Below are 23,651 nucleotides of genomic sequence, written 5' to 3'. Positions count from 1 at the left end.
CATTTCTGAAAGGTTCAGTTTTTTTCTTTCCTTAATCAGTCTTGCCCCCCGATGACTTTCTTAGAAGAATAATAGGATAAGTTTCGTATCATTTAAGGCATACAACTGTACTGTAAAAAGGCGAATGCACCGCCAATCATATATTAAGACGTTGCTCTCAATATGCCATGTACTTGTTTTTTTGGCTTCCGCTCTTTGTTGTTGATTTTCCCAAACAACAACAATCATAATAAAAGGAAGGGGATGAGATGTCAAAGAGAAATCAAGCATGAAAAGTAGGGAGATTTATGACCATGCCGAATGATCCGTTTAAATACAGTTTTGACAGACTTGAAGATGTAGCTGATCATATCAGCGACGTTCTGCGGTGCCCGATCACCATAGAGGATGTTAACCACAAGCTGCTTGCCTACAGCACACACAGCGACTGCACAGATCCTGCCCGAACGTCTACAATCATTGGCAGAAGAGTACCCGAGAAGGTCATTAACAAGTTGTGGAAAGATGGGACGATTCCAGCTCTTTTAAAAACGGACCAGCCGATCAGAGTAAAGCAAATAGATGAAGTCGGACTAAGCAATCGCGTTGCAATTTCCATTTGGAAAAACAACCAAGTGCTTGGCTTCATATGGGCGCTTGAGATCCAAAAAACATTGTCTGACGATGATCTGATGACATTGCAAATGGCGGCAGAAGCAGTGAGAAACAAGCTTCTCAAACTCCAAATCAGAAAAACGAAAAATGAAGAACGCAGCCAAGAATTTTTCTGGAAAATGCTGACCGGACACATTCATCAGGAGCATGACATGGCGGATGGCTTCCACAAGCTTGGAATGGTCGCCCCTTCTGAGTTTTCCGTTATGATCATCCGGATAAACGGCGAGCTGACTGAAAAAATCGAACAGCAGCTGCAATATTTGCAGGAAACGACCCAGCAGGTTCACGTGCTGCTGACAACCGTAGATTCCAATGAACTCATTATTTTAACCGCCCCTAAAACAGATCACCCTTTTCAAGATTTAAAGCAGTTTGCTTTAAGTACGCAAAAACAGCTGAAAGAACGTTATAAAATAGAAGACGTTTCTATCGCTTTTGGCGGAATATACCATTCTATTTCTTTTGTCTCCCGCTCCTATCAGGAGGCATTGTCTGTCTTAAAAGCAAAGGAACGTTTCGCAGAAGAGACAAAACATCTTTTCAGTTTTTCTGAGTTAGGCATTTATCAATACTTGGATATCTTAGATGAAAAACGGAAACAGACTGGATATTTTAACTATTCGCTTTCCAAACTGGAACAGTATGATCGAGATCACCAGTCAAATATGGTAGAAACGCTAGAGCGTTTTATTGAAGCAGACAGCAACGTGAATACAGCCTCCAAGATATTAAATATACACGTTAATACGTTGAATTACCGTCTCAAGCGTATCGGCCAGATTGCTGAAATCGATTTAAAAAATGTGAATCAAAAATTCACCATCTATTTAGATATCAAGCTTCGGCACATGGATTTGTGAAATTTCACAAATCCATGTTTTTTTATTTTCTTTTTCAAACAAAGAATTTTCTTAAGAATCAAGCTACACTAAAAACATCACAGATACAGGAGGAGACAGATATGATCATAGGGGTTCCTAAAGAGATAAAAAACAATGAAAACCGTGTCGCACTAACACCTGGAGGCGTTTCTCAGCTCATTTCAAACGGCCACCGGGTGCTGGTTGAAACAGGCGCGGGCCTTGGAAGCGGATTTGAAAATGAAGCCTATGAGTCAGCAGGAGCGGAAATCATCGCTGACCCGAAACAGGTGTGGGACGCCGAAATGGTCATGAAGGTAAAAGAACCGCTGCCAGAAGAATATGTCTACTTCCGCGAAGGGCTTGTGCTGTTTACGTACCTTCATTTAGCAGCTGAGCCTAAGCTTACACAAGCCTTGAAAGATAAAGGAGTTACGGCGATCGCATATGAAACGGTTAGTCACGGCCGGACATTGCCGCTTCTGACGCCGATGTCAGAGGTTGCAGGCAGAATGGCAGCGCAAATCGGAGCTCAATTTTTAGAGAAACCTAAAGGCGGAAAAGGCATTCTGCTTGCCGGAGTGCCAGGCGTTTCTCGCGGAAAAGTAACGATTATCGGAGGAGGCGTAGTCGGCACAAACGCAGCGAAAATGGCTGTCGGCCTCGGGGCGGACGTGACCATCATCGACTTAAACGCAGACCGCCTGCGCCAGCTTGATGACATCTTCGGCCATCAGATTAAAACGTTAATTTCTAATCCGGTCAATATTGCAGATGCTGTGGCGGAAGCGGATCTTCTCATTTGCGCGGTCTTAATTCCGGGAGCTAAAGCTCCGACTCTTGTCACTGAGGAAATGGTAAAACAAATGAAACCGGGTTCAGTGATTGTCGATGTTGCGATCGACCAAGGCGGCATCGTCGAAACTGTCGACCATATTACTACACATGATCAGCCGACATATGAAAAACACGGCGTTGTCCACTACGCTGTGGCGAACATGCCGGGCGCTGTCCCTCGTACATCAACAATCGCCCTGACTAACGTTACTGTTCCATACGCGCTGCAAATTGCTAACAAAGGGGCAGCAAAAGCGCTCGCAGACAATGCGGCACTGAAAGCTGGTTTAAACACAGCAAACGGACACGTGACCTATGAAGCTGTGGCAAAGGATTTAGGATATGAGTATGTTCCTGCCGAGAAAGCTTTAGAGGATGAGTCATCTGTGGCAGGTGCTTAATGACATTGAGCTTGCAGAAAGATTTCTGCAGGCTTTTTTATTTTTTAAAAGGAAAAAAGAGACCATTTCACGAACTAAAACGATGAAACTTGATCATAAAGGAGGATTCATATGGCTGTTCAGCAATATGGCGTGTTAAAAGGCATTGTCTTAGATATGAAGCGGGAAACTGATGATGACAGTCCTCATTTCCAAGTCAAAGTGCTCGGTGAAGAGAATACGTATTACAGGTGCGCCATCAATGTGATGTCCAGTTCCGAGGAATCTGAAGTATTGTATTTAGCTGACGATCAGTTTGATTCAAGCTCAATTACCATCCTTCCGAACATGCCGTATGGATATACAAAGATCAATGAGGCAAACCGTGAAGTGGCGCTGGATTATGTGCGGGGCAATTTGTTTGACCCGGGAGAAATGAAGCCTTTGCCGCATGAAATCACGGGGCCTGATAATGATTTAAATGACTTTATTGAGACGTATATGAAGAAAGCGCAAGAAGAGAAAGCACCAGTTTATATATTCGGTTCAAAATTTGGGCCGGAACAGGCTGCAGATAAAATATTCGGTTTTACCCCGACCAACGGCATGCACAATATCCATATGAATCAAGGGAATGCAATGGATAGCCGCTGGAAAAAAGACAATGGCTCTTGGCATGACGGAGGTATTCTGATTCAATTCGCCGATCAGTGGGCCGCTGTGTTTTTAGCGTTTTTATCCCAATCTTGGTGTACGGATGAAAACGGAAACCCGGTCAGAGATTGTGATCATACCCAAACGTCTGCGTAAGATAGAAAAAGAGACTGCGGCAAGCAGTCTCTTCAGAAGATGGTTGACAAAGTCCTAAAGCGTTTTAAAAGTTTTAGGATTTTGTCATCTTTTCAGCGTGATTGAAAACCCTTGAAGTCTAGGAAAGGTGAGCATTGGAGCGGAGCGAATGTTCTAATTCGTGAGCACCAACGCGCAGACTTGACAATGAATGCGAGGGTTTATCGACACGCTGAAGAGACTGCGGCAAGCAGTCTCTTTTTTACGCGATTACACATTTTCAACAGGCTTTAGGCTGTTGGGCCTCATATCGCTCCAATGCGATTGAATATAGTCCAGACAAGCTTCACGCCCTTTTTGCTCATGAACGACTGTCCAGCCGCTCGGCACATCTATAAAACCGGGCCACAGGGAATATTGGCCCTCTTCATTGATCAGCACCAAATATGTGCCATCCGCATTTTCAAAAGGATTTGCCATCTCTTTCTTCCCCCTTATTTATTCAGCTCTTTCAGTTTGACAGCGAGAACCTTGCCGATTTGAGCGAGCGGTTCCGGCTGACAAAGATCTTTATGGCGGCAGTCGATGTCGATTTGTTCAATTTGTCCGTTAATATAAGGCTTCCACGAATCCGGTTCAATCGGATCAAACCATTCAGGTATGATTGTTGATCTGAAAAACAAGACATTTCCACGGAAGGTTTTCGGCTTATATGAGCCTAAAATGCCGACAGAATTGACATACGTATTCTTCAGATTTAAAATGACCGATTCATCCAGGCTTGCAAGCGCGCTTCCGTCCCGGCGAAGAATCTCAATTGCCGTTTCAAAATCAAGCGGTTTGTCCCCTAAGCTGTCTGGGTCGTACCCGCCTAACGCCAGAAGGGCAATAAGCGCTTCCTCATCATCCGGCGCCTTTTTTATAGGAAGGAAGTGGTTCGGATAGGCGTCCAGCATCACCAATAGGGATACTTCTTCCCCTTGATTTTGCAGCTGGGTGGCCATCGCTTGAACGACATTCCCACCAAGGGACCAGCCCAGCAGATGGTACGGTCCTTTCGGCTGGATTGTTCTGATTTGTTCAATGTAGTCGGCAGCCATGTCGTCAAGTGTTTTCGGAAGCTCTTCCCGCTGCCCGATTCCCCGTGCCTGCAAGCCGTAGATCGGATACTCTGTTCCTATGTTCGTCATCAAACCGACATAGCACCAGCTGAGTCCGCCTGCCGGATGCACACAGAATAAAGGAAGTTTGTCTCCGCTTGTTCGGAGCGGCAGCAGAACGTCGAGTGCGCTTTGGCTTGAGCCCATCTCAAGTCTTTCTGCAAGCCCGGCTACAGTCGGCGCTTCGAATAGGTTCCCGATGCTGAGTTCTACGCCGAGTGCTTCGCGAATGCGGCTCATCAGCTGTACAGCAAGCAAGGAATGTCCGCCTAAATCAAAGAAACGGTCATCAATGCCGACACGGGGCAAGTGAAGCACCTCCATAAACAGGTCACAGAGGATTTCTTCCTGCGGCGTTCTCGGTCCGCGTCCTGTCACGGCCGCTGCGAAATCCGGTGCGGGCAGCGCTTTACGGTCAAGCTTTCCATTCGGTGTCAGCGGCAATTCTTTCATCGTTACAAAGGCAGAAGGCACCATGTAATCTGGCAGTCTCTCAGCAGCATATTTGCGCAGTTCCGCCGTATCAATTGTGTCTTCCGAAGAAGGTATGACATAAGCTGCCAAACGTTTATCTCCCGGCTGATCCTCACGCACGATTACTGCCGCATCTTCAAGCTGCGAATGCTGAACTAGCGCCGCTTCAATTTCTCCTAGTTCAATTCGGAAGCCCCGAATTTTCACTTGGTGATCGACACGGCCGACATAGTCAAGAGAACCGTCAGCGCGGAGGCGGGCCACATCCCCAGTGCGATACATTCGGGTACCCGGAGGACCGAACGGATCAGCTATGAAGCGTTCTGCTGTTAATCCAGCCCGGCCTAAATAGCCTCGTGCCAACCCCGCTCCTGATACATACAGCTCTCCAGCAACACCCGGCGGAACCGGCTGCAAGCGCTCATCCAGCACATAAACACCAAGATCAGGAATGCCGCAGCCGATCAAGCTGTTTGCCCGTAAAGCTGCAATGCTTCGGTCTAATTCGATATAGCTCACATGCACAGTCGTTTCTGTAATACCATACATATTGATAAGCTGCGGTCTATTTTCAGGGTGGCGGTTATACCAATCCTCTAAACGGCTGAGTTCAAGCGCTTCTCCGCCAAAAATGACATAGCGCAGACTGAGCGCCTGACCGAGATCAGGCTGCTCCCGTTCCGCCTGCATCAACTGATAGAAGGCAGATGGTGTCTGATTCAGAACGGTCACACCCTCTTTGACAAGCAGGCGCAGAAACGCTTCTGGCGATCTGCTGACGTGATGAGGCACGATCACAAGACGTCCGCCATGCAGCAGAGGACCCCAAATTTCCCACACCGAAAAGTCAAACGCATAGGAATGGAACATGGTCCAGATATCGTCTGAGCTGAAATGGAACCAGTGATCAGTCGCTGCAAATAAACGCGTTACGTTTTGGTGAGGAATCATCACACCTTTTGGAACACCCGTTGAGCCTGATGTATAAATGACATACGCCGTATTCAAAGGAGAAAGCGGCTGAATTCTATCCGTATTGCTCGGATTCTCAGCAGGGTAGGTGTTTAGTTTCTCTGCCAGTTCTGGATCATCCAGCACGATTTTCGGCACGTTTTCCGCTGGCGGAATGTTCTCTGCAGCTTTTGTGTTCGTCATGATAAACGCAGGCTGCGCATCTTCCAGCATAAAAGCGATTCGGTCAGCCGGATAGTCAGGATCGAGAGGCAGATAAGCCGCGCCGGCTTTCAGCACCGCTAATAGCCCGACAGCCATTTCCAAAGACCGAGGCATGGCCAAGGCCACAAATTGCTCCGGTCCGACGCCTTCGCTGATCAGCATTCGGGCAAGCCGATTTGCGCTTTCATTCAGCTCTGCATAGCTCAGTGACTGATCTTCGCAAACAACGGCAATGGCATCAGGACTTAAAGCAGCCTGCTTCTCAAACTGCTCCGGCAAACATGCGTGCGGAATCTTTTCAGAAACACTTTGCCAATCTGTCACCATGCTGCTGCGCTCCTCCGGTGCAAGGATGTCCAGACTTCCGATTTGCTGGTCAGGATCAGATTCGGCAGCCTCCAGCAGGCGCATCAGACGGTCAGCAAAAGCCTGAGCAGTTTCCTGCTTGAAAAGATCAGTGCTGTACTCGAGCAGTCCTTCCAATCCGTTTGGAGTCCCGTCAGCAAGACGATTTTCACTGATTTCCAGCGTCAAATCAAACTTGGCAGAACCGACACTGTGGATCTGCAGGCTGCTTTCCATGTCAGGAAGATTCAGTTCAGCGTCCGGTGTGTTTTGGAACGCAAACATGATTTGGAATAAAGGATGCGTCGCACGCGAACGAGCCGGATTGAGCACCTCTACGAGTCTCTCAAAAGGCAGATCCTGATTTTCATAGGCTGCCAGATTCACTTCCCGCACTCTGTCAAGAAGCTCACGGAAGCTTGGGTCACCGGACGTATCGGTTCTGAGCACCAATGTATTGATAAACAGCCCCACAAGATCGCCTAGCGCATCATCATTCCGACCCGCTATCGGGCTGCCGATCGGAATATCAGTGCCCGCCCCGAGTCTTGTCAATAAAGCTGCGAGACCAGATTGAAGCACCATAAACAGGCTCACTCTATTTGCGCGGGCCAGATCCTGCAATCGCTTGTGCAGCTCAGGCTCAATGCGGAAATGAATCGTATTCCCATCATGACTCGATTCAGCCGGACGTGAATAATCGGTTGGCAGTTCAAGCTGATCAGGCAGATTCTTCAAGGTTTCTTTCCAGAAAGCAAGCTGTCCGGCAATCAAACTATTTGGATCATCCCCGCTTCCAAGCAGTTCTTGCTGCCAAAGCGCATAGTCTGCATATTGCACAGTAAGGGGCGCCCATTCAGGAGCTTTTCCGTGACAGCGAGCTGCATAAGCCGCTCCAAGATCGCGGGTCAGCGGTGTTAAGGACCAGCCGTCCCCGACAATATGATGCACGAGGAGAAGCAACACGTACTCGTCAGGACCGATGACAAAAAGCTCAGCACGAAAAGCAGGTTCAGCTGCAAGATCAAAACTGTAGCGCACAGCTTCAGCAAACCGCTCAGAAAGCTCCTTCTCAGTAATTTCTGTAACATGTAAAACAGGCCTTGCTTGATCAGCGTCTAAAATATGCTGATAAGATGTCCCCTGTGATTCAGGAAAAATCGTCCGAAGGCTTTCATGGCGGCAGACGAGATCATAAAGTGCCGCTTGCAGCACTCCTTGGTCCAGCTCACCCGACAGACGGACAGCAACCGGAATATTATAAGTAGGACTAGGCCCTTCAAGACAATGGAGGAACCATAGCCGGCGCTGGGCAAAAGAAAGCGGAATTCTTTCAGGCCGCTCAGCTCTCTGCAATGCGGGGCGTATATTCTGCGCCTGATGAAGATGGGCAGCGAGTCCGGCTACTGTCGGTTCGTCAAATAGATTCGCGATACCGAGTTCGGCTCCCATTACCTCGCGAATGCGGCTCATCAGACGGGCTGCAAGAAGCGAATGACCGCCAAGCTCGAAGAAACTGTCATCAATACCGACGCGTGCCAAACCAAGAACCTCGGCAAACAAGTCACACAATATCTCTTCCTGAGGAGTCCGCGGTCCCCGATCGCTGACAGATGTGCTTAAATCAGGCGCCGGCAGTGCTTTCCGATCGAGCTTGCCATTAGGTGTTAATGGCAGTTCGTCCATCTCCACAAATGCCACCGGCACCATATAATCAGGCAGACTGGCACCCACATAACGGCGAAGCGCGGCAGTATCAATAGCTGAAGCAACGACTACATATGCCACCAATCGTTTGTCTCCCGGCTGATCTTCCCGAACGACAACCGCGGCCTGTTCGATGTCCGGATGCTTGGCAAGCACGGCATCAATTTCTCCAAGTTCAATTCGGAACCCGCGAATTTTGATTTGATGATCCGCCCGTCCAATATAATCCAAAGACCCATCAGCGCGCCAGCGGGCCTGATCTCCGGTCCGATACATCCGAGCCCCCGGCGGTCCGTATGGATCTGCCACAAAACGCTCAGCCGTTAAATCAGGGCGGCGGAAATAACCTCTAGCCAAGCCTGTCCCTGCAATATAAAGCTCTCCGACAACTCCCGGCGGCACCGGCTGCAAACTGTTATCAAGCACATACACCTGCGTATTCCAAATCGGTTTGCCAATTGGCGGAACGCCCTTCAGCCCTTCTTCAAGAAAAGCTGCTGCAGACCAAATCGTTGTTTCAGTAGGTCCATATAAATTCGTGACTGGACAATGAAGCTCTTGAAGCGCCTGCAAAAGGCCGCTCGGCAGCGCCTCGCCTCCGACAAGCACTCTGAGCCCCCGAAGTGTCTCAGGTTTATTCGTCACCAGAGCATGCCATAGTGTCGGTGTCGCCTGCATGATATTGATATCGAAATATTCAATCATCTGAGCTAATGCCTGGGGCTCACGGATCGTTTCTTTTTTTGCAATCACGATTTGCGCCCCGCTGATAAGCGGAAGATATAACTCCAATGCTGAAATATCAAAAGCGACAGTCGTCACAGCCAACAGCCTGTCTTCTTCTCCTAGAGAAAATGCCTCCTGCATGGACAGCAGAAAATTGCTCAAGCTTTTCAGCGTAACAACGACACCCTTCGGCCTTCCTGTTGATCCTGAGGTATAGATGATATACGCAGGATGATCAAGAGAAACCGATAGATTCGGATTGTCAAGCGAATAGCGTTTTACAACCTCCTGTGTAACAGTCTGATCAAGCACAAGCTGCGGAATAGACAGGTCATCAGGCAGACGGGTTGCTATTTCCTCAGTCGTTATGATGCATGAAGGTTTCGCGTCCTCGAGCATGTAAGAAATTCGGTCGGCCGGAAACTCCGGATCAAGCGGAAGATACGCCGCACCCGTCTTTAGTACAGCAAACATCGAAGCCACCATCTCTGGAGAACGCGGCAGCGCCAAAGCGACAAATTGCTCCGGACCAAGCCCTTTTTCGATCAACAGATGCGCGAGGCGGTTTGCCTTTTCATTCAGCTCTTGATAGTTAACTTGAACGTCATCACATATGAGAGCGATACGTTCCGGCGTAAGGATTGCCTGCTTCTCAAACATGTCCTGAAGGCTGAGCAGCTTCTCAGATTTTGCCGTCTCATTCCATTCACGAATGACTTGTTTTTTCTCCTCTGGCAATAGAAGCTCCATTTGCCCAATCAGCATGTCCTCCCCGGCAGAAGCCGTTTGCAGCAGCTGTAAGATCCGCTGCTGATGAAGTTTAATATCTGACTTGCTGTATACCTCAGGATTCGCATCTACATCAATCCGCAGCCCGCTGCCGTCCGTTCTGTCATATACATTGATTGATAGATCATCGACAGGACCGGCTGAAAGGTTATGCGTTGTTCCTCGGGCCCCGGCAAAGTCAAGACCGTAATCAAACGGCATGAGGTTGATTTGCGGGCCAAATAATCTATGGTTTTCTCCTATTAATTTCAGATCACGCCGAAGCTCTTCATGGCGATACTTATGATGTCTCCGAATACTGCGGATTTCCCGGGAAATTTGCTGAATAAGTTCAGAAAAGCTCATTGAAGAGCTTACAGACAGCCGGAGCGGGAGAAGGTTCATCACCATAGCCGGCACATTCAGTGATGCGGACCCTATCCGTCCCATCATAGGCAGACCGAGCACAACATCCTCAGAGCCGGTCATCCGGTGCACATAAACAGCTGACACTGCAATCACGACTTCATGCCAGCTTCCTGAGAAATAGCGCGCCGATTCTTTTAATGCGTTCACATCAGATAGAGGCAAATACGCCGTTTGACGAAGAAAACTGTTAGATGTTCTTGGCGCCCGATCAGCTAAACTCACAACTTCTGGTCCATCAGCAAAACGATCCAGCCAGAATTGGCGATCCTTCTCATACTGCTCTGATGCGCGATAATCTGTATCCTCCTCCAAAATGGCTTGGAGCGACCCAAAGGAACGATCTGTAGCTGATTGTCCTTTCATAAGCGCGGCATACGTACTTGCCACACGCTGGGCAATTAGGGAAAAGCCGAAGCCGTCAATCGCAATATGGTGAATGCGCTGATACCAAAAGAAACGATCAGGCCCGGCTATAAACAGAGCTTCATTGAACAAAGGGTCATATTCTAAATCGACCGGCTTTGCCAAATCTGCTTTCATCCAGTTTAATGCTGTTTTTTCCGGATCAGGCTCAGAGCTGACGTCAATGACGTGCAGCTGTACATCCGGAGACGGGTTTATCATCTGCCAAGGCCCGTCCATATTTTCACCGAAGCGAACATGCAGCGATTCCGCTTCCTTTATCACGTGCCGCAAAGCTTCTTTAAAAAGAGCAATATTGATTGATCCATTGATTTCTATATATTCCGCTGTATTGTAGATTGGATTGTCCGGATCTAGCTGCTGAGCAAACCATATGCCGGTTTGCGCTCCGGTCAAAGAATATTGAAGGTCTTTTGTATCAGGCATCCGTTTGTTTACCCTCCTTTTATAAATAATCCGCGTTTGGCAGCACTTGCTGGCTGCGGGTTGTGAGCAGTTTCTGCCATTCTTCGATCGTCGGGCGTTCAGCCAGTTCCACGAATGTCACCTCGGCTCCTTCATGGCGCCATTGTTCTACCAATGTCATGATCCTTACCGAATCAAGCCCCCGGTCGAGCAAATCCTCTTGATCTGTAATATCTTCAGGTGTTTCTTGAAGAAGCTCAGCAATTTGTTTACGGATATTCTCACATGTAAACACTTCTTTGCCAGTGTTTACTGACGTTTTTTGAGCGTCTGCCGGCGCATTCTTCAGCTGATCGAGAAGACTGTCAGTCATCACGGTAAACGCACAGCGGCCAGCCGCATAGTCCAGCGCCATTTGATGTTTTTCTAATGAAAAATCAGCAACTGCATCTCCCACAAAAAAGGCTTCGATATCCTCCATAAATGCTTCACATGCTGTAACGAGACAGCCAATATGGGCGTAAATCCCGGAAATGATCAGCTGATCGCGTCCCTCTTTGCGCATACTCTCCAGCAGATTCGTTCTCTTAAACGCGCTGTATCTCCATTTTGTCAGCACAAGATCAGCATCTTCCGGTGCCAGCTCGGTTATAATTTTCTCCTCATAAGGGCCGCTGTTTAATCCCGGACCCCAAAAATCAGTCAGCAGCGCCCGATCAGCCGGATTTTGGCTTCCCGGCTGCGCAGTATAGACAACAGGAATCCCAAGCTGAGCACATTGATCCTTCAGCTTCCGTATATTTGCTGAAAGCTCTGTCACCGGAGAGGCTCCCGCTGTGAAAGCATCGACAAAATAGTTTTGCATATCGTGTATTAACAGAACTGCCCGATTTGGATCAGGCACCCATGTAACTTTGTTTTGTGGCATATCAGACACCGTCGGCATTTGATACGGCTGAATGGCAGGTATAGCCATTTAGAACACTCCCTCTCAAATTGTTGTTTGTTTTATTTTTTGATCCTGCAAGAAGCTTCTCGGCAATGGCTTCACGAAGCGCTTTTTTGCTGACTTTTCCTACCCCTGTCTGCGGAAAGGATTCGACAAATTCAATGCGATCGGGGATTTTGTATGCCGCCAGTCCGCGCTCTCTCAAAAAAGCTTTGAGCTCTGCGGCTTTCGGGGCTTCATCCCGGGGAATAATGAACACACAAGATCTTTCGCCAAGAAATTGGTCAGGCATTGAGACCATTGCGGCATCATGGACAGCCGGATGCGCCAGAAGATGATTTTCTACCTCTTCAGCCGCCACTTTTTCTCCCCCGCGGTTAATTTGATCCTTCGCCCTGCCTTCAACGACAATATAGCCGTCTGATGTCAGCCTGACGATATCACCCGTGCGGTAAAAACCGTCCTCAGTAAAAGAAGCAGCATTATGCTCTTCTGCTTTATAGTAACCCCGAATCGTGTACGGCCCCCGTGTCAGCAGATGCCCTGTTTCACCAGGTTTTACGTCACGATCCTGATCATCCCAAACAAGTACTTCATCATATGGGGACATCGGTTTTCCTTGGGTGTTGACAATGACTTCCTCAGAGTCATCCAGTCTCGTATAATTGACGAGACCCTCTGCCATTCCGAACACCTGCTGCAGCGTGCAGCCGAATACAGCTTTAACCTTGCGCGCAGCTTCAGCACTGAACTTGGCGCCGCCGACCTGCAGCACTTGAAGGCTGGATAGACCGTCATCGCGTGAGGATGCCGCATCCATCCATACCATTGCCAGGGGCGGAACAAGAGCGGTAATCGTGACTTGTTCCCGTTCAATCAAAGGAAATGCATCATCAGGACTTGGAGAAGGAGATAATACCACTCTTCCTCCGGCGTATAACACGCCGAGTACCCCGGGCGAGCTCAGCGGATAATTATGCGCCATCGGCAATGCTGCCAAGTACACCGTGCTGTTGTCGAGCCAGCAAACCTCTGCACTCCGCCGCAGACTGTATATGTAATCATCGTGAGTCCGCGGGATCAGTTTTGATAAGCCGGTGCTTCCTCCAGAAAGCTGAAGGAACGCCACATCAGAAGATTTGACTTCAGGCAGTTTTACAGGTTCTGTATGCAAAGCCTCCAGTGGCAAAAATTCCTCTGCCTCACCTGCAACAATGACATGTTTTAAAGATGGCAGTTTGCTTTGAACCTGTCTGGCAAGTGAACGGTAGTCAAAACCGGAATAAGAGTCGGGAATAATATAAGCAGCCGCTTCAGCAAACTCGCAAAAATATGTAATTTCACTGCTTCGATGAGAAGGCAGTGCGAAAACCGGAAGCGCCCCCAAACGGAAGAGTGCGAAAATGACTTCAAAAAACTCTGCGATATTCGGCAGCTGCACCACGACACGATCCATCTGTTGAATGCCGAGCTTCTGAAAACCGGCAGCCAGGCGATCAACCCTTGTGTCAAGCTCCTGATAGCTCCAATGGGTGTTTCCGCATGTAATTGCAATGCGATCGCCATGTTTAGCAGCCCGGTCCCTTAACAAATCTCCAAACGTCTCGCCCGCCCAGCAGCCGTTCTTCCGATATGTCTCAGCTAACTCTTCAGGCCAAGGAGTAAATCCATTCAGCATGTTGTATCCCTCCAGCAATTCATTCTGATCATATGTGATTCACGCCCATTGCCCGCAGCATTGTCCGAAACTTCGCGGATGTCTCCTGGAGCTCGTCCTCGGGTTTTGACCCGGCAACAACACCAGCTCCTGCATACAGGCGGAGTGAGCGTTCTTCTGCCTCTGCACAACGGATCGTCACGATCCATTCTCCGTCACCTGCATCGTCACACCAGCCGACCATGCCGGTAAAGAAACCTCGGTCAAATGGTTCAATGCTGAGAATCGCTTCTCTTGCAAGGTCAGTCGGTGTTCCGCAGACGGCCGGCGTCGGATGGAGCGCCGCTGCCAATTCCAGTGCGGTCACAGACGAATCGGAAAGCTCTCCCTTAATCACGCTGGACAGATGCCACATCGTCTCCGTTTTGATGAGTGAAGGCTTTTCCGGTACATCCAGCGTCCGGCAGAAAGGCCGCAGCGCTGCCGCAACCGCGTCAGCTACAACCGCGTGTTCGTGGAGATCCTTTGCGGAAGAAAGCAATTCATCAGCCCGGCGCTGGTCTTCAGCAGGATCGTTACTGCGAGGCCTTGAGCCAGCTAATGGATTGGAAACGACCTGAGTTCCCATTCTTGAAACGAGAAGCTCCGGACTTGCACCAAGCAATGTTCGGCGGGAAGGCGTTTCCGCTTCGCTGGACACGTCCGCGGCAAACGTGTAGCCATGTGTGTTATGCTGCGCCAGATGGCGAAGCAGTTCATCTGTCTGAATCGGTTCAGACGATGTCAAATGCAGCGATCTGGACAGGACGATCTTGCTGAGAGTCCCATCGGCAATGCGTGCCAGTCCTTGTTCGACACCATTTTTATACCCCTCTGGTGCAGGAACAGGTTTTATGTGGTATGTATGCTCAGGCTGCTGTTCCTTCTCCGCATGATCAAATTGTAGCGGTCCTGACCAGCGCACATCTTCAGGAACAACGAGCCGAGCTGCTTTTACATGATCAAAAGGAACAGCTCCGACAACAAGTGGACGGCTTTGCCCTGATTGCTTTGCTTGATTCAGCGTCTCTGCAATACGGCCAGAAAGGGTTTTTATTTGGTTTTGCCCGTCTGCTTCCGGTACGATTTCACATATGCCTTTCGCTAACAGTACGCGGTGAGGAGAAGCTAAGAAAAAAGCCCCCGGCTGATACTCATGAAGCAAATGCTCCGCTTTTGTTTGTGATATAACGTTTTGTTCCAACATTCTCATGAACCTCCTTTAAAATGAGTTACACGCCTAAGGTCGCGCCGCCATCTACGCATAAATTATGCATCGTAATATGCCCTGCTTGGCCAGAAACCAAAAAGAGCACGGCATTCGCAATATCCGAAGGCTGAGCCAGTTTTTTGAGCGGGATGCCTGTTTTAAATGTCTCAAGTGATCCTTTTATGACTTGCTCCGCTCCGTTTTCATCGGCCCATAATGACCACTGCATGTCTGTTTCCGTTGATCCGGGAGACACAATATTGCAGCGAATATTATATTCTGCAAGCTCAAGGCCAAGGCATTTCGTAAACATCACAGCCGCAGCCTTTGAAGAGGCATATGCCGCCATTGATGTCCTCGGCACACCGGCAGCATTCGATCCGACCGTTACAATCGAACCCGATCTCCGGTCCATCATATATTTGCTGACTGAACGCGAGGCGTTAAATACACCAGTCGAATTCACCGAGAACGTGGCCTCCCATTCTTCGTCACTGAGTGAATGGATCAATCCCGGGCGAAGGACACCCGCTACATTCACCAAAATATCGATCGGCCCCATTTCACGTTCGATACGCGCCGTGATCTCGTCAATCGCCGCGCTGTCTCTCACATCCGCGGGAAAGGCTTCCGCACGGCAACCTTCCGCTTTGAGGCTGCTCACAACCTTTTCCAGCTTTTCAGGATTATAATCAACTGCCGCAATGTGTGCGCCTTGATCGGCAAGCTTCCGCGCAACAGCTTCACCTATCCCTTGGGCAGCCCCTGTTATAAAAGCAATTTTGCCCTTTATACCCATTGCATTCATGTCATCAATTCCTTTCTTCGCTTCAGATGCCGTACTGACATCCAGCGAAAAAGACTGTTGCGTCTTGAAAAGAAAAACGCAATTTGTTGATAATGATTATCATTATCAATTATAAAAATAATCATATCCAAATGTCATGTGACAGTCAAATATAATTTCAGTGACTAATATTTTATTTTTAGAAGCAAGGCTGAGAATGTCTCAGCCCATTGAAATATGCGGTCCGTCAGGGTGAAGCGCAAAACGCAGCGCCCGGCTGACCAAAACAGGAAGAACCGAAATATGTCCTTCTCCTGAAAACTCACAAAATTCTGCCCGTATGCCTTGTTCAGATAAAACGGCCAGCCGCTCGTAAAGCTCCCTCGCATTATCGTTCATCCGGCTTTTATGGTGCTGCTCCAATTCTCCTGCCGCAATCAAAAGATTGATAGGCTGATTGTTTTCCTTGAAGCGGGAGGCGAAATGGTCCGCTTTCTCGAGAATAAACGGTTTATTCCAATGTATGGACGGACTTCCCGCGATATAGGTTTGAAACGCACCCGGCTTTGTTAACAGCACCTGCAGCACGAACAGCCCGCCAAGTGAGTGACCAAAGATCGTTTGTCTGTTGCTGTCGATCTGGTAATCTCGTTCTATCTGCGGTTTTAGATCCTCCTCAATAAATCTGAAAAAGCCCTCTGCTCCGCCATGTTCCGGCCAATCTTTTCCGTCGGGCCTTTTTGGCAGCTTCGATTGAGCTGTCGGCATTGTAAAATCCCGGTGACGCGCTGAGGAGAACGGTTCTGCTGTCTCATAGCCAATGCCGACGATCACAGCAGGGATCACCCCGGTTTTTTCAGGACGGCGCCCCTGTATTCGAACGGCTTCCGCCATCGTTCCGAAGACAGAATTGGCATCCAGCAGATAAATAACCGGATAACCAGCGGGCGGCGGCGGCGTATTCGGTTTCGAGATAAAAATTTGATAGGCACGGTTTTCATTGCGTGAAGACATCATACGCACTTCCGTACCAGGAATGGTAAATGCGTTTTGTGTCCCGCCTTTCGCCCGATCTGTTTTCTCATTCATGCAGTACGACATTCCTCTCCTTAAACTAAATCACAATATATGATAATGATTTTCACTATCAACTAGACACCTCAAATAATAGGTTTTCTTCCAGAGAAAGTCAACTTTTTCCTAAATAAAAAAGGCACCTTCATCAAATAAGGTACCTGAAGACTATCAATATGGAAATGAAAACCTGATAAAGATGCATATTATCCTACTTGAAATAGAACCTTAATCCCATGTAAACCTTTGATTTTGCCAAGGATCGCCTCTCATGTGATAGCCGTTCTGCTCCCAAAAACCGGGGTGATTCTCTTTCGTAAATTGGATGCCGCGCAGCCACTTGGCGCTTTTCCAAAAATATAGATGCGGAAACACGCCCCGCAGCGGGAAGCCATGTTCAGGCGTTAAAGGGGCGCCATTATGCGCATAAGCCAAAAGTGAAGTTTCAGCCAAAAAATCAGCAAGCGGCAGATTGGTCGTCCAGCCCTCTTCCGCATGTAAAATGACGTAGCCCGCTTCTTCTTTTACACCCGCTTTTTCCGCTATATCACGAGCCCGCACGCCTTGCCATACATTATCAAGCCTTGACCAGCCAGTGACGCAATGGATGTCATTTTTCGATTCGTACTGAGGAAAGGCTTTGACATCTTCAAAGCTTAGCAGCATCGGATGGTCAACCAATCCGTATACTTGAAGATTCCATTTAGCCATATCCTCGTAATACGGTACATTTCCCGTATGAAGCACAGGAAATGAGGTTGTGACGTTTTGGTTTGGCGGGACTCTCCCAGATTGATCGGATTGTTTTGTTTTTCCGAAATACATACAGAACCCTCCTTTTTGTTAACCTTATTTTATTTTATGTTGACAATATTTCCGTTCTTTATTACTCTATGATTGTGTATGTAAACCTAAGGGGGAACAACAATGAAACAACATAAACTTCGTGCGGGCGATATGGCGCTGATCGGCATGTTCGCCGCACTTATGGCTGTCGGCGCCAACATTACATCAGTGGCACCCTTTTTACAAGTAGCCGGCATTCCGCTGTCAATGCAGCCGTTTTTCTGTCTCTTGGCAGCCATGCTTCTCGGCAGCAAACGAGCAGGTATTGCCATGATTGTATATGCACTTGTCGGATTGGCCGGAGCACCTGTGTTTGCTCAATTTTCGGCAGGCTTCGCACCGTTTGCGGGAAAAAGCGGCGGGTTTATTATCTCCTACATCCCTGCAGCATTTGCAGCTGGATGGTTCTTAGAACGCAAAATTCAGCCGAGTAAAATCCGATTTCTGACTGCTTCTCTTATTGGAACAGCCATCATGTATATCATCGGGACTACCTATATGTATCTTGCACTGAAGCTGTGGATTCATACGCCAGTGAGCTACGGCACGGCTTGGGGCTTTATGACTTGGTTTATGGTAAAAGACACGGCGATGGCTGTGGTACTGGCGTTTATCGCACCTGCGATCTACCGCTCAATTCATAAAGCAACTGGCTTTAACAGAAATCACATATCATCCACGTAAAAACCGTTCTATTGGACGGTTTTTTTATCATAACGAGAAAAGGCTCCCCAGTAAAGGGGAGCCTTTTTCCTATAAAACAAGCGCCGCAACCCAGCCAAAGATGATAAGCGGGATATTATAAAATAAAAATGTCGGCACACAAGTATCCCAAATGTGGTGATGCTGGCCGTCTGCACTTAAACCTGAAGTCGGCCCAAGTGTGCTGTCGCTGGCAGGTGAACCGGCATCGCCAAGCGCAGCAGCCGCTCCGATAATCGCAACCGTTGCCATCGGGCTGAATCCGAGCTGCATGCAAAGAGGCACAAAGATCGTTGTGATCACTGGAATCGTCGCAAAAGAAGATCCGATTCCCATTGTAATGAACAAGCCGACAATAAGCATCAGCAATGCGCCCACTAACTGACTGTGCCCCATAATGCCAGCTGCTGTTTTAACCAGTGACTCGACATCTCCGGTTTTGGTCAATACATTTGAAAATCCGGCTGCAACGAGCATGACAAAACCGATAAAGGCCATTAAAACCATTCCGTCAGTAATCAGTGAGTCCGCTTCATCACGCTTCATCACACCGCTGACAAACAGGATAATCAGACCTGCCAGCGCCCCCATAATCATCCCTTCTACTCCCAATGTCTGAGATAAGTAGAGCTGGACGCCGAGTGACACTGCGATGGCAAGCACCGCGATAGCCAGGCTTTTTTTCGTATATGGAGAAGCATTCGCACCAGATATTTCTTTTGTTTCGTATGTTTTCGGTTTACGAAATACGATGATTGATAAAATCAGACCTACAACCATACCCGCAACCGGGATCATTAAGGCGTAAGGAATATCACCGAGAGATACGTTTAATCCGGCATCCGCCATATTGTCCTTCAGCATCCCCTGGAAGATTTGGCCGAAACCAACCGGCACTAAAATATAAGGTGCCGTTAAACCGAATGTAATCACACACGCGATCAGACGGCGGTCCATTTCAAGTTCATTAAAGATTTTCAAAAGAGGCGGAATCAGCACCGGGATAAATGCGATGTGAACCGGAACCACGTTTTGCGAAAAACAAGATATGATTAAAATAATAAGCACAATCAGCACTTTGGACAGTGCTTTTTTGCGGGTGTCTTCTTTATTTCCGATTAATTTAACGGAGGCTTCCACCATTGCGTCCGGAAGACCTGTTTTCGTTAAAGCCGCAGCAAACGCGCCAAGCATGGCATAGCTGACTGCAACGGTAGCATTTCCGCCAAGCCCGTCCGTAAAAGCTTTAACCGTTTCGCCAAGCCCGAGACCGCCTGTTAACCCGCCGGCCAAGGCACCTATAATTAATGCGATAACAATATTAACACGCAGCATGCTTAAAACAAGCATAAGCAGCACTGCGATGACGACTGCATTCATGATAACCCTCCAAAAAATCCTTTAGTTTGCTAATGTAGTAGATAAATAAAGTACGAACGTATCTTATCATAACCGATGCACTTTAGTCAACTAAAGATTTCAGAAGAAAAAATCCCCGCTGCATTCCGCAGCAGGGATTTCACATTATTCGCTTTTATCTTCTTCCAATGTAAATCGTTCCGCAAGTGTGGCCAGTGTTCTGGCCATTACGCCGGTAGCCCCGGACGGCCCGAAGCAGGTTGCTTTATTGGAAGTAGCTGTGCCCGCAATATCAAGATGAACCCAAGGCGTTGTTTCAGCAAATTCACCAAGAAACGTTCCTGCCATAATCGCATGTCCTTCACGTCCCGGCGAATTGCTGAGATCCGCCATTTGGCTGCTTTTCACACGCTTTTTATCCTTCTCTGTTATCGGCAGCTGCCAGATCGCCTCGCCGCACTCTTGTGCAGCATCAGCTACCTGCTGATAAAAGCTTTGATCATTTGTCATAGCGCCAGTCGTTTCTGTTCCTAATGCCACAACGACGCCGCCGGTAAGCGTAGCCACATCAACAAGAACTGACGCGCCATGCTGTTTCGCGTATGTAATGCCATCTGCTAGTACAAGCCTTCCTTCAGCATCCGTATTGAGGATTTCAATTGTTTTTCCGCTTAATGATACGATGACATCATCAGGCTTCATCGCCCCGCCGGAGATCATATTATCGGTTGACGGAATAACAGCCAGCACGTTTTGCTCGGGACGAAGCTCTCCGATGGTTTCCATAGCACCGAGAACCGCAGCTGCTCCTCCCATATCAGATTTCATGCCGACAATTCCAGATTTCGTTTTAATGGAATAGCCGCCTGTGTCAAAGGTAATCCCTTTTCCGACAAGTCCGACGACGTCTTCCCAATCATTTTTGCCCTGGTACTTCAAAACAATCATTTTTGGGGGTTCGGTCGAGCCTTGGTTTACTGCAAGTATCCCGCCCATACCAATCTCTTCCATCTCTGATTTCTCTAATATCTCACACTCAAAATCATATTTCGCCGCAAGCTCTTCTGCATAAGAAGCGAGGTCAGTCGCTGTCAGCATGTTTCCCGGCATATTTACAAGCGTTCTAGCCGAATTTGCCCCTTGCCCGTATGCCTGGCCGACGCGAAGTCCCGCCTGCACTTCTTGTATATCTTCATCTGTGACGGCATACACAGCTTCAATTTGTTTGTCAGGCTCATTTGATTTGTGCTTATAATCCTGCACCTCATAGGACGCAAGCAGGCAGCTCTCAGCTAAAGCATGAGCGGCATCGGCTGGAGGTACGTCTTCCGAAATAAACGTGTCAAGCAGGACTGCTGCTTCTTGTTTTCGGTCATTGTGAATGGCTTGAAAAACATGGGCAAAACGTTCCTTCGCCTGTTCAAACGAATAATTTGCTTCTCTCCCCAGACCAACGAAATAAATCCGTTTCATACCCGCAGAAGATGGAGGGAATACTTTTGATACTTGATTCGGTTTCGAAGAGACATCACCATCTTTTAAAAGCTGTGTCAGATGGCCTTCCAGCATTTCATCAATTTCCAATGCTTTGCCTGTCAACTGGCTTTTTTGAAAAAGCCCGACCACAAGGGTTTCTGTATGCTCTAATTGCTGAACCGCATAAAACATGAGGCTTACACTCCTAACGTAATGGGTATTTGTAATGAACAATGGTATAATAGGAAAAACATTCTTTCCATTACACTTATTTTATCAAACAACAGTCTAAGACTTGCTTTTTTCTTTTGAAACACGAAGGATTTTTTAAATAGAAAGGATGTCGCCTATGGAACTTTTAACGAATTTCCCTTTATTATCAAGCCTGGCCGCGATTATTTTTGCTCAGGTCATCAAAGTGCCCATTCAGTTTATCGTGTCCAGAAAACTGGACTGGTCGCTGGTCACAAGCACAGGCGGCATGCCGAGCTCTCACTCCGCGGCGGTCACCGCACTTTCTACAGGCATCGCTTTGGATCATGGATTAGGCTCCTCTCTCTTTGCGGTTTCCGCCATTTTCGCCGTCATTACCATGTTTGACGCTACTGGTGTCAGACGTCACGCCGGTGAGCAGGCAACAGTCATCAATAAGCTTGTCATTGATTTTAACCACTTCGTAAATGAAGCAAAGGACTTCCCGAAGGCTGAAAATAAAGAAAAGCAAAAAAAGCTGAAAGAGCTTCTCGGACATCAGCCAATCGAGGTTTTTTTCGGAGGCTTAACAGGTATTTTACTAACATTGATACTCGCTTACTTTTTCATGTAAAAAACGCTCCAGCCATGGCTGGAGCGCTCAGATTGTTGACAAAATCCTAAAACGATTTAAGTTTTAGGATTTTGTCATCTTTTCAGCGTGATTGAAAACCCTTGAAGTCTAGGAAGGGCGAGCATCGGAGCACAGCGAATGTTCTAATTCGTGAGCACCGACGCACAGGCCTGACAACGAATGCGAGGGTTTGTCAACACGCTGAACGCTCCTGCTTCCGCTGGAGCGTTTTATTCTTTTACAGTTTTATATTGATTTCTGAACACCTGCAAAGATTTTGTTTCATTGAGCTTCTCAAGCTCATCCTCGGTGACCTTTCCCGTTCCCTTTTTAATCACATATACATCAAGGGTTTTTTTGCCCCACTCATTGTACACATCTTTGACGGTATCAAAGTACAGATCAAGGCGGTTTCCCTTAATAGCTGATCCTGTGTCGGCCACAACTCCGAGACCGTAGTTCGGAATGAATAAAATCGTGCCGATCGGAAAAACGGACGGATCAGCAGCAACCGTGGAGTACAAATCCCGTTTCACTTTCACACCTGAATATGTAAGCCCGTATAATGGATCGCCGGGCTTTTTTCCCGTCGATTCAACTCCTGCTGTGTAGCCTGTTGCTGTTACTCTTTGGACCGGATACTCGTCCCAGTCAAATGCTTCTTCTAACGGTTTTGTTTTATCCTTGTCCGCTGACATGGTTTGTGTTTTTTTCTGCTGCAATGCTTTTAATGTCAGTCCTGCATGCTTCAAGTGCTTTTCTTGATGTTCCTGCACCCATTTTGACAAGTCCTTCGCTTCGATTCCTGACACTGATAAAAATGTCGTGCCAAATGCAAGCAGAAATAAACAGGTCATCAGCAAACGTCTGATCATATTCAACATCATTCACCTCTCCTCCGAATCATTGTTCCCAATTGGAGAGAGCAATATTCAAAATGGCGAATGAACAGAAAGCACAAAAAAAGCTTTCTTTAGAAGAAAGCGGCATTTAAAACATTTGATATCCTCTTTTTCTGAGCATGTTGATCGCTATACCGGACACGATGGCGCCAGCCAAACCGCTGGCTAAAATCAGCACATCAGCAGCCGCTAATGATACGATACGATGAAACAGGCCGGCAAAGGATTCTCCCGGCGACTGGATATAGCTGACCAGCCTTTCCTTGCTAATAATGAAAAGGCATACAATCGGATAAATCACAGCCATAATCCAAGACATTCTCAGCAGCATGTTTAATAAGAAACCGATTCCAAAAAACAAGACAAAAAATAAAACAATTGAGATGATTACGACTGGCAGACTAATCAACCTATCCCACCCCCTGCGTTATTTTTAGTGTAACGCGGGGGCTCAAATAAAGTCAACGGCTGGAAAAAGAATGATTGTCTTTTCCTGTCCCCTGGCAAGACGGACAAGTTTCTGAACCACCGAGGATCAATTGAAAATACCCTTTCCCTGAGCAAAATGGGCATGCATGTGAAGCGGTTGTCGTTGCAGTTTTCATCTGATCATCACCCTTTTTCTTAATTTTCTGATAATATATCATATCATACTGTCAACAATAAAGTCAGATCATGTGACAAATCT

Annotated in this window: 17 protein-coding genes and 1 pseudogene; 5 read left to right on the top strand and 13 right to left on the bottom strand. The window is 47.7% G+C overall.

The window, feature by feature from the left end; all coding sequences use genetic code 11:
- Window positions 1-287: 287 nt before the first annotated feature.
- The 3 genes from adeR to AC0C66_RS18650 all read left to right on the top strand — a co-directional run bounded on the left by adeR (window position 288) and on the right by AC0C66_RS18650 (window position 3,544).
- Window positions 288-1,517, top strand: coding sequence for a sporulation transcriptional activator AdeR (adeR, locus tag AC0C66_RS18660; protein WP_250540705.1), 1,230 nt, complete (start codon window positions 288-290; stop codon window positions 1,515-1,517).
- Between the two features lie 101 nt (window positions 1,518-1,618).
- A complete protein-coding gene (ald, locus tag AC0C66_RS18655) occupies window positions 1,619-2,755 on the top strand; it encodes an alanine dehydrogenase (RefSeq protein ID WP_014115003.1) in 1,137 nt (378 codons plus the stop codon).
- A gap of 111 nt (window positions 2,756-2,866) precedes the next feature.
- Complete coding sequence (locus tag AC0C66_RS18650) at window positions 2,867-3,544, top strand: YukJ family protein (protein ID WP_072182278.1); 678 nt, start codon at window positions 2,867-2,869, stop codon at window positions 3,542-3,544.
- Between the two features lie 249 nt (window positions 3,545-3,793).
- On the opposite strand, the gene AC0C66_RS18645 is transcribed toward AC0C66_RS18650, so the two are convergent.
- From AC0C66_RS18645 to AC0C66_RS18610, 8 genes and pseudogenes are all read right to left on the bottom strand, one after another.
- Window positions 3,794-4,003: an MbtH family protein gene (locus tag AC0C66_RS18645; RefSeq protein ID WP_014115006.1), complete on the bottom strand. Its 210-nt coding sequence runs from the start codon at window positions 4,001-4,003 to the stop codon at window positions 3,794-3,796.
- Between the two features lie 14 nt (window positions 4,004-4,017).
- Complete coding sequence (locus AC0C66_RS18640; protein WP_461845895.1) at window positions 4,018-11,157, bottom strand: amino acid adenylation domain-containing protein; 7,140 nt, start codon at window positions 11,155-11,157, stop codon at window positions 4,018-4,020.
- A 19-nt stretch (window positions 11,158-11,176) separates the two neighbouring features.
- On the bottom strand, window positions 11,177-12,112 hold the full coding sequence (locus AC0C66_RS18635) for an isochorismatase (protein WP_072182280.1): 936 nt from the start codon (window positions 12,110-12,112) through the stop codon (window positions 11,177-11,179).
- 37 nt (window positions 12,113-12,149) lie between these two features.
- A pseudogene (locus AC0C66_RS18630) lies at window positions 12,150-13,763 on the bottom strand ((2,3-dihydroxybenzoyl)adenylate synthase); the annotation flags it as partial.
- 28 nt (window positions 13,764-13,791) lie between these two features.
- Window positions 13,792-14,988, bottom strand: coding sequence for an isochorismate synthase DhbC (gene dhbC / locus AC0C66_RS18625; protein WP_072182281.1), 1,197 nt, complete (start codon window positions 14,986-14,988; stop codon window positions 13,792-13,794).
- A 25-nt stretch (window positions 14,989-15,013) separates the two neighbouring features.
- Window positions 15,014-15,799, bottom strand: a complete 786-nt coding sequence (locus AC0C66_RS18620) for a 2,3-dihydro-2,3-dihydroxybenzoate dehydrogenase (protein WP_014115011.1) — start codon at window positions 15,797-15,799, stop codon at window positions 15,014-15,016.
- Window positions 15,800-16,000: 201 nt separating this feature from the next.
- Window positions 16,001-16,867, bottom strand: coding sequence for a ferri-bacillibactin esterase BesA (gene besA, locus AC0C66_RS18615; RefSeq protein WP_072182282.1), 867 nt, complete (start codon window positions 16,865-16,867; stop codon window positions 16,001-16,003).
- Between the two features lie 213 nt (window positions 16,868-17,080).
- Window positions 17,081-17,677: a sulfite oxidase-like oxidoreductase gene (locus tag AC0C66_RS18610; protein ID WP_014115014.1), complete on the bottom strand. Its 597-nt coding sequence runs from the start codon at window positions 17,675-17,677 to the stop codon at window positions 17,081-17,083.
- A gap of 102 nt (window positions 17,678-17,779) precedes the next feature.
- Between AC0C66_RS18610 and AC0C66_RS18605 the strand changes: the two genes are divergently transcribed.
- Entirely contained in the window at window positions 17,780-18,382 is a 603-nt protein-coding gene (locus AC0C66_RS18605; RefSeq protein WP_014115015.1) for a biotin transporter BioY, read from the top strand.
- A gap of 69 nt (window positions 18,383-18,451) precedes the next feature.
- Here the strand turns inward: AC0C66_RS18605 and AC0C66_RS18600 are convergent, their stop codons facing one another.
- Both AC0C66_RS18600 and AC0C66_RS18595 read right to left on the bottom strand, forming a co-directional pair.
- Window positions 18,452-19,780, bottom strand: a complete 1,329-nt coding sequence (locus tag AC0C66_RS18600) for a Na+/H+ antiporter family protein (protein WP_072182283.1) — start codon at window positions 19,778-19,780, stop codon at window positions 18,452-18,454.
- Between the two features lie 144 nt (window positions 19,781-19,924).
- Window positions 19,925-21,427: a leucyl aminopeptidase gene (locus AC0C66_RS18595; protein WP_072182284.1), complete on the bottom strand. Its 1,503-nt coding sequence runs from the start codon at window positions 21,425-21,427 to the stop codon at window positions 19,925-19,927.
- A 157-nt stretch (window positions 21,428-21,584) separates the two neighbouring features.
- Between AC0C66_RS18595 and AC0C66_RS18590 the strand changes: the two genes are divergently transcribed.
- Window positions 21,585-22,061 carry a divergent PAP2 family protein gene (locus tag AC0C66_RS18590; protein ID WP_072182285.1) on the top strand — a complete coding sequence of 159 codons (477 nt, stop codon included), beginning with the start codon at window positions 21,585-21,587 and terminating at the stop codon, window positions 22,059-22,061.
- Between the two features lie 230 nt (window positions 22,062-22,291).
- Here the strand turns inward: AC0C66_RS18590 and spsC are convergent, their stop codons facing one another.
- The 3 genes from spsC to AC0C66_RS18575 form a co-directional block, all read right to left on the bottom strand.
- Complete coding sequence (gene spsC, locus AC0C66_RS18585; protein ID WP_072182286.1) at window positions 22,292-22,948, bottom strand: stationary phase survival protein SpsC; 657 nt, start codon at window positions 22,946-22,948, stop codon at window positions 22,292-22,294.
- A 103-nt stretch (window positions 22,949-23,051) separates the two neighbouring features.
- A complete protein-coding gene (locus tag AC0C66_RS18580) occupies window positions 23,052-23,372 on the bottom strand; it encodes a YuiB family protein (protein WP_014115020.1) in 321 nt (106 codons plus the stop codon).
- Between the two features lie 52 nt (window positions 23,373-23,424).
- A complete protein-coding gene (locus tag AC0C66_RS18575; RefSeq protein WP_003220621.1) occupies window positions 23,425-23,568 on the bottom strand; it encodes a YuiA family protein in 144 nt (47 codons plus the stop codon).
- Window positions 23,569-23,651: the final 83 nt, after the last annotated feature.

Source organism: Bacillus sp. VA13, from assembly GCF_055710085.1.
Note: the sequence above shows the minus strand (reverse complement) of the source record. Positions and strands in the feature narration are given on the sequence as shown.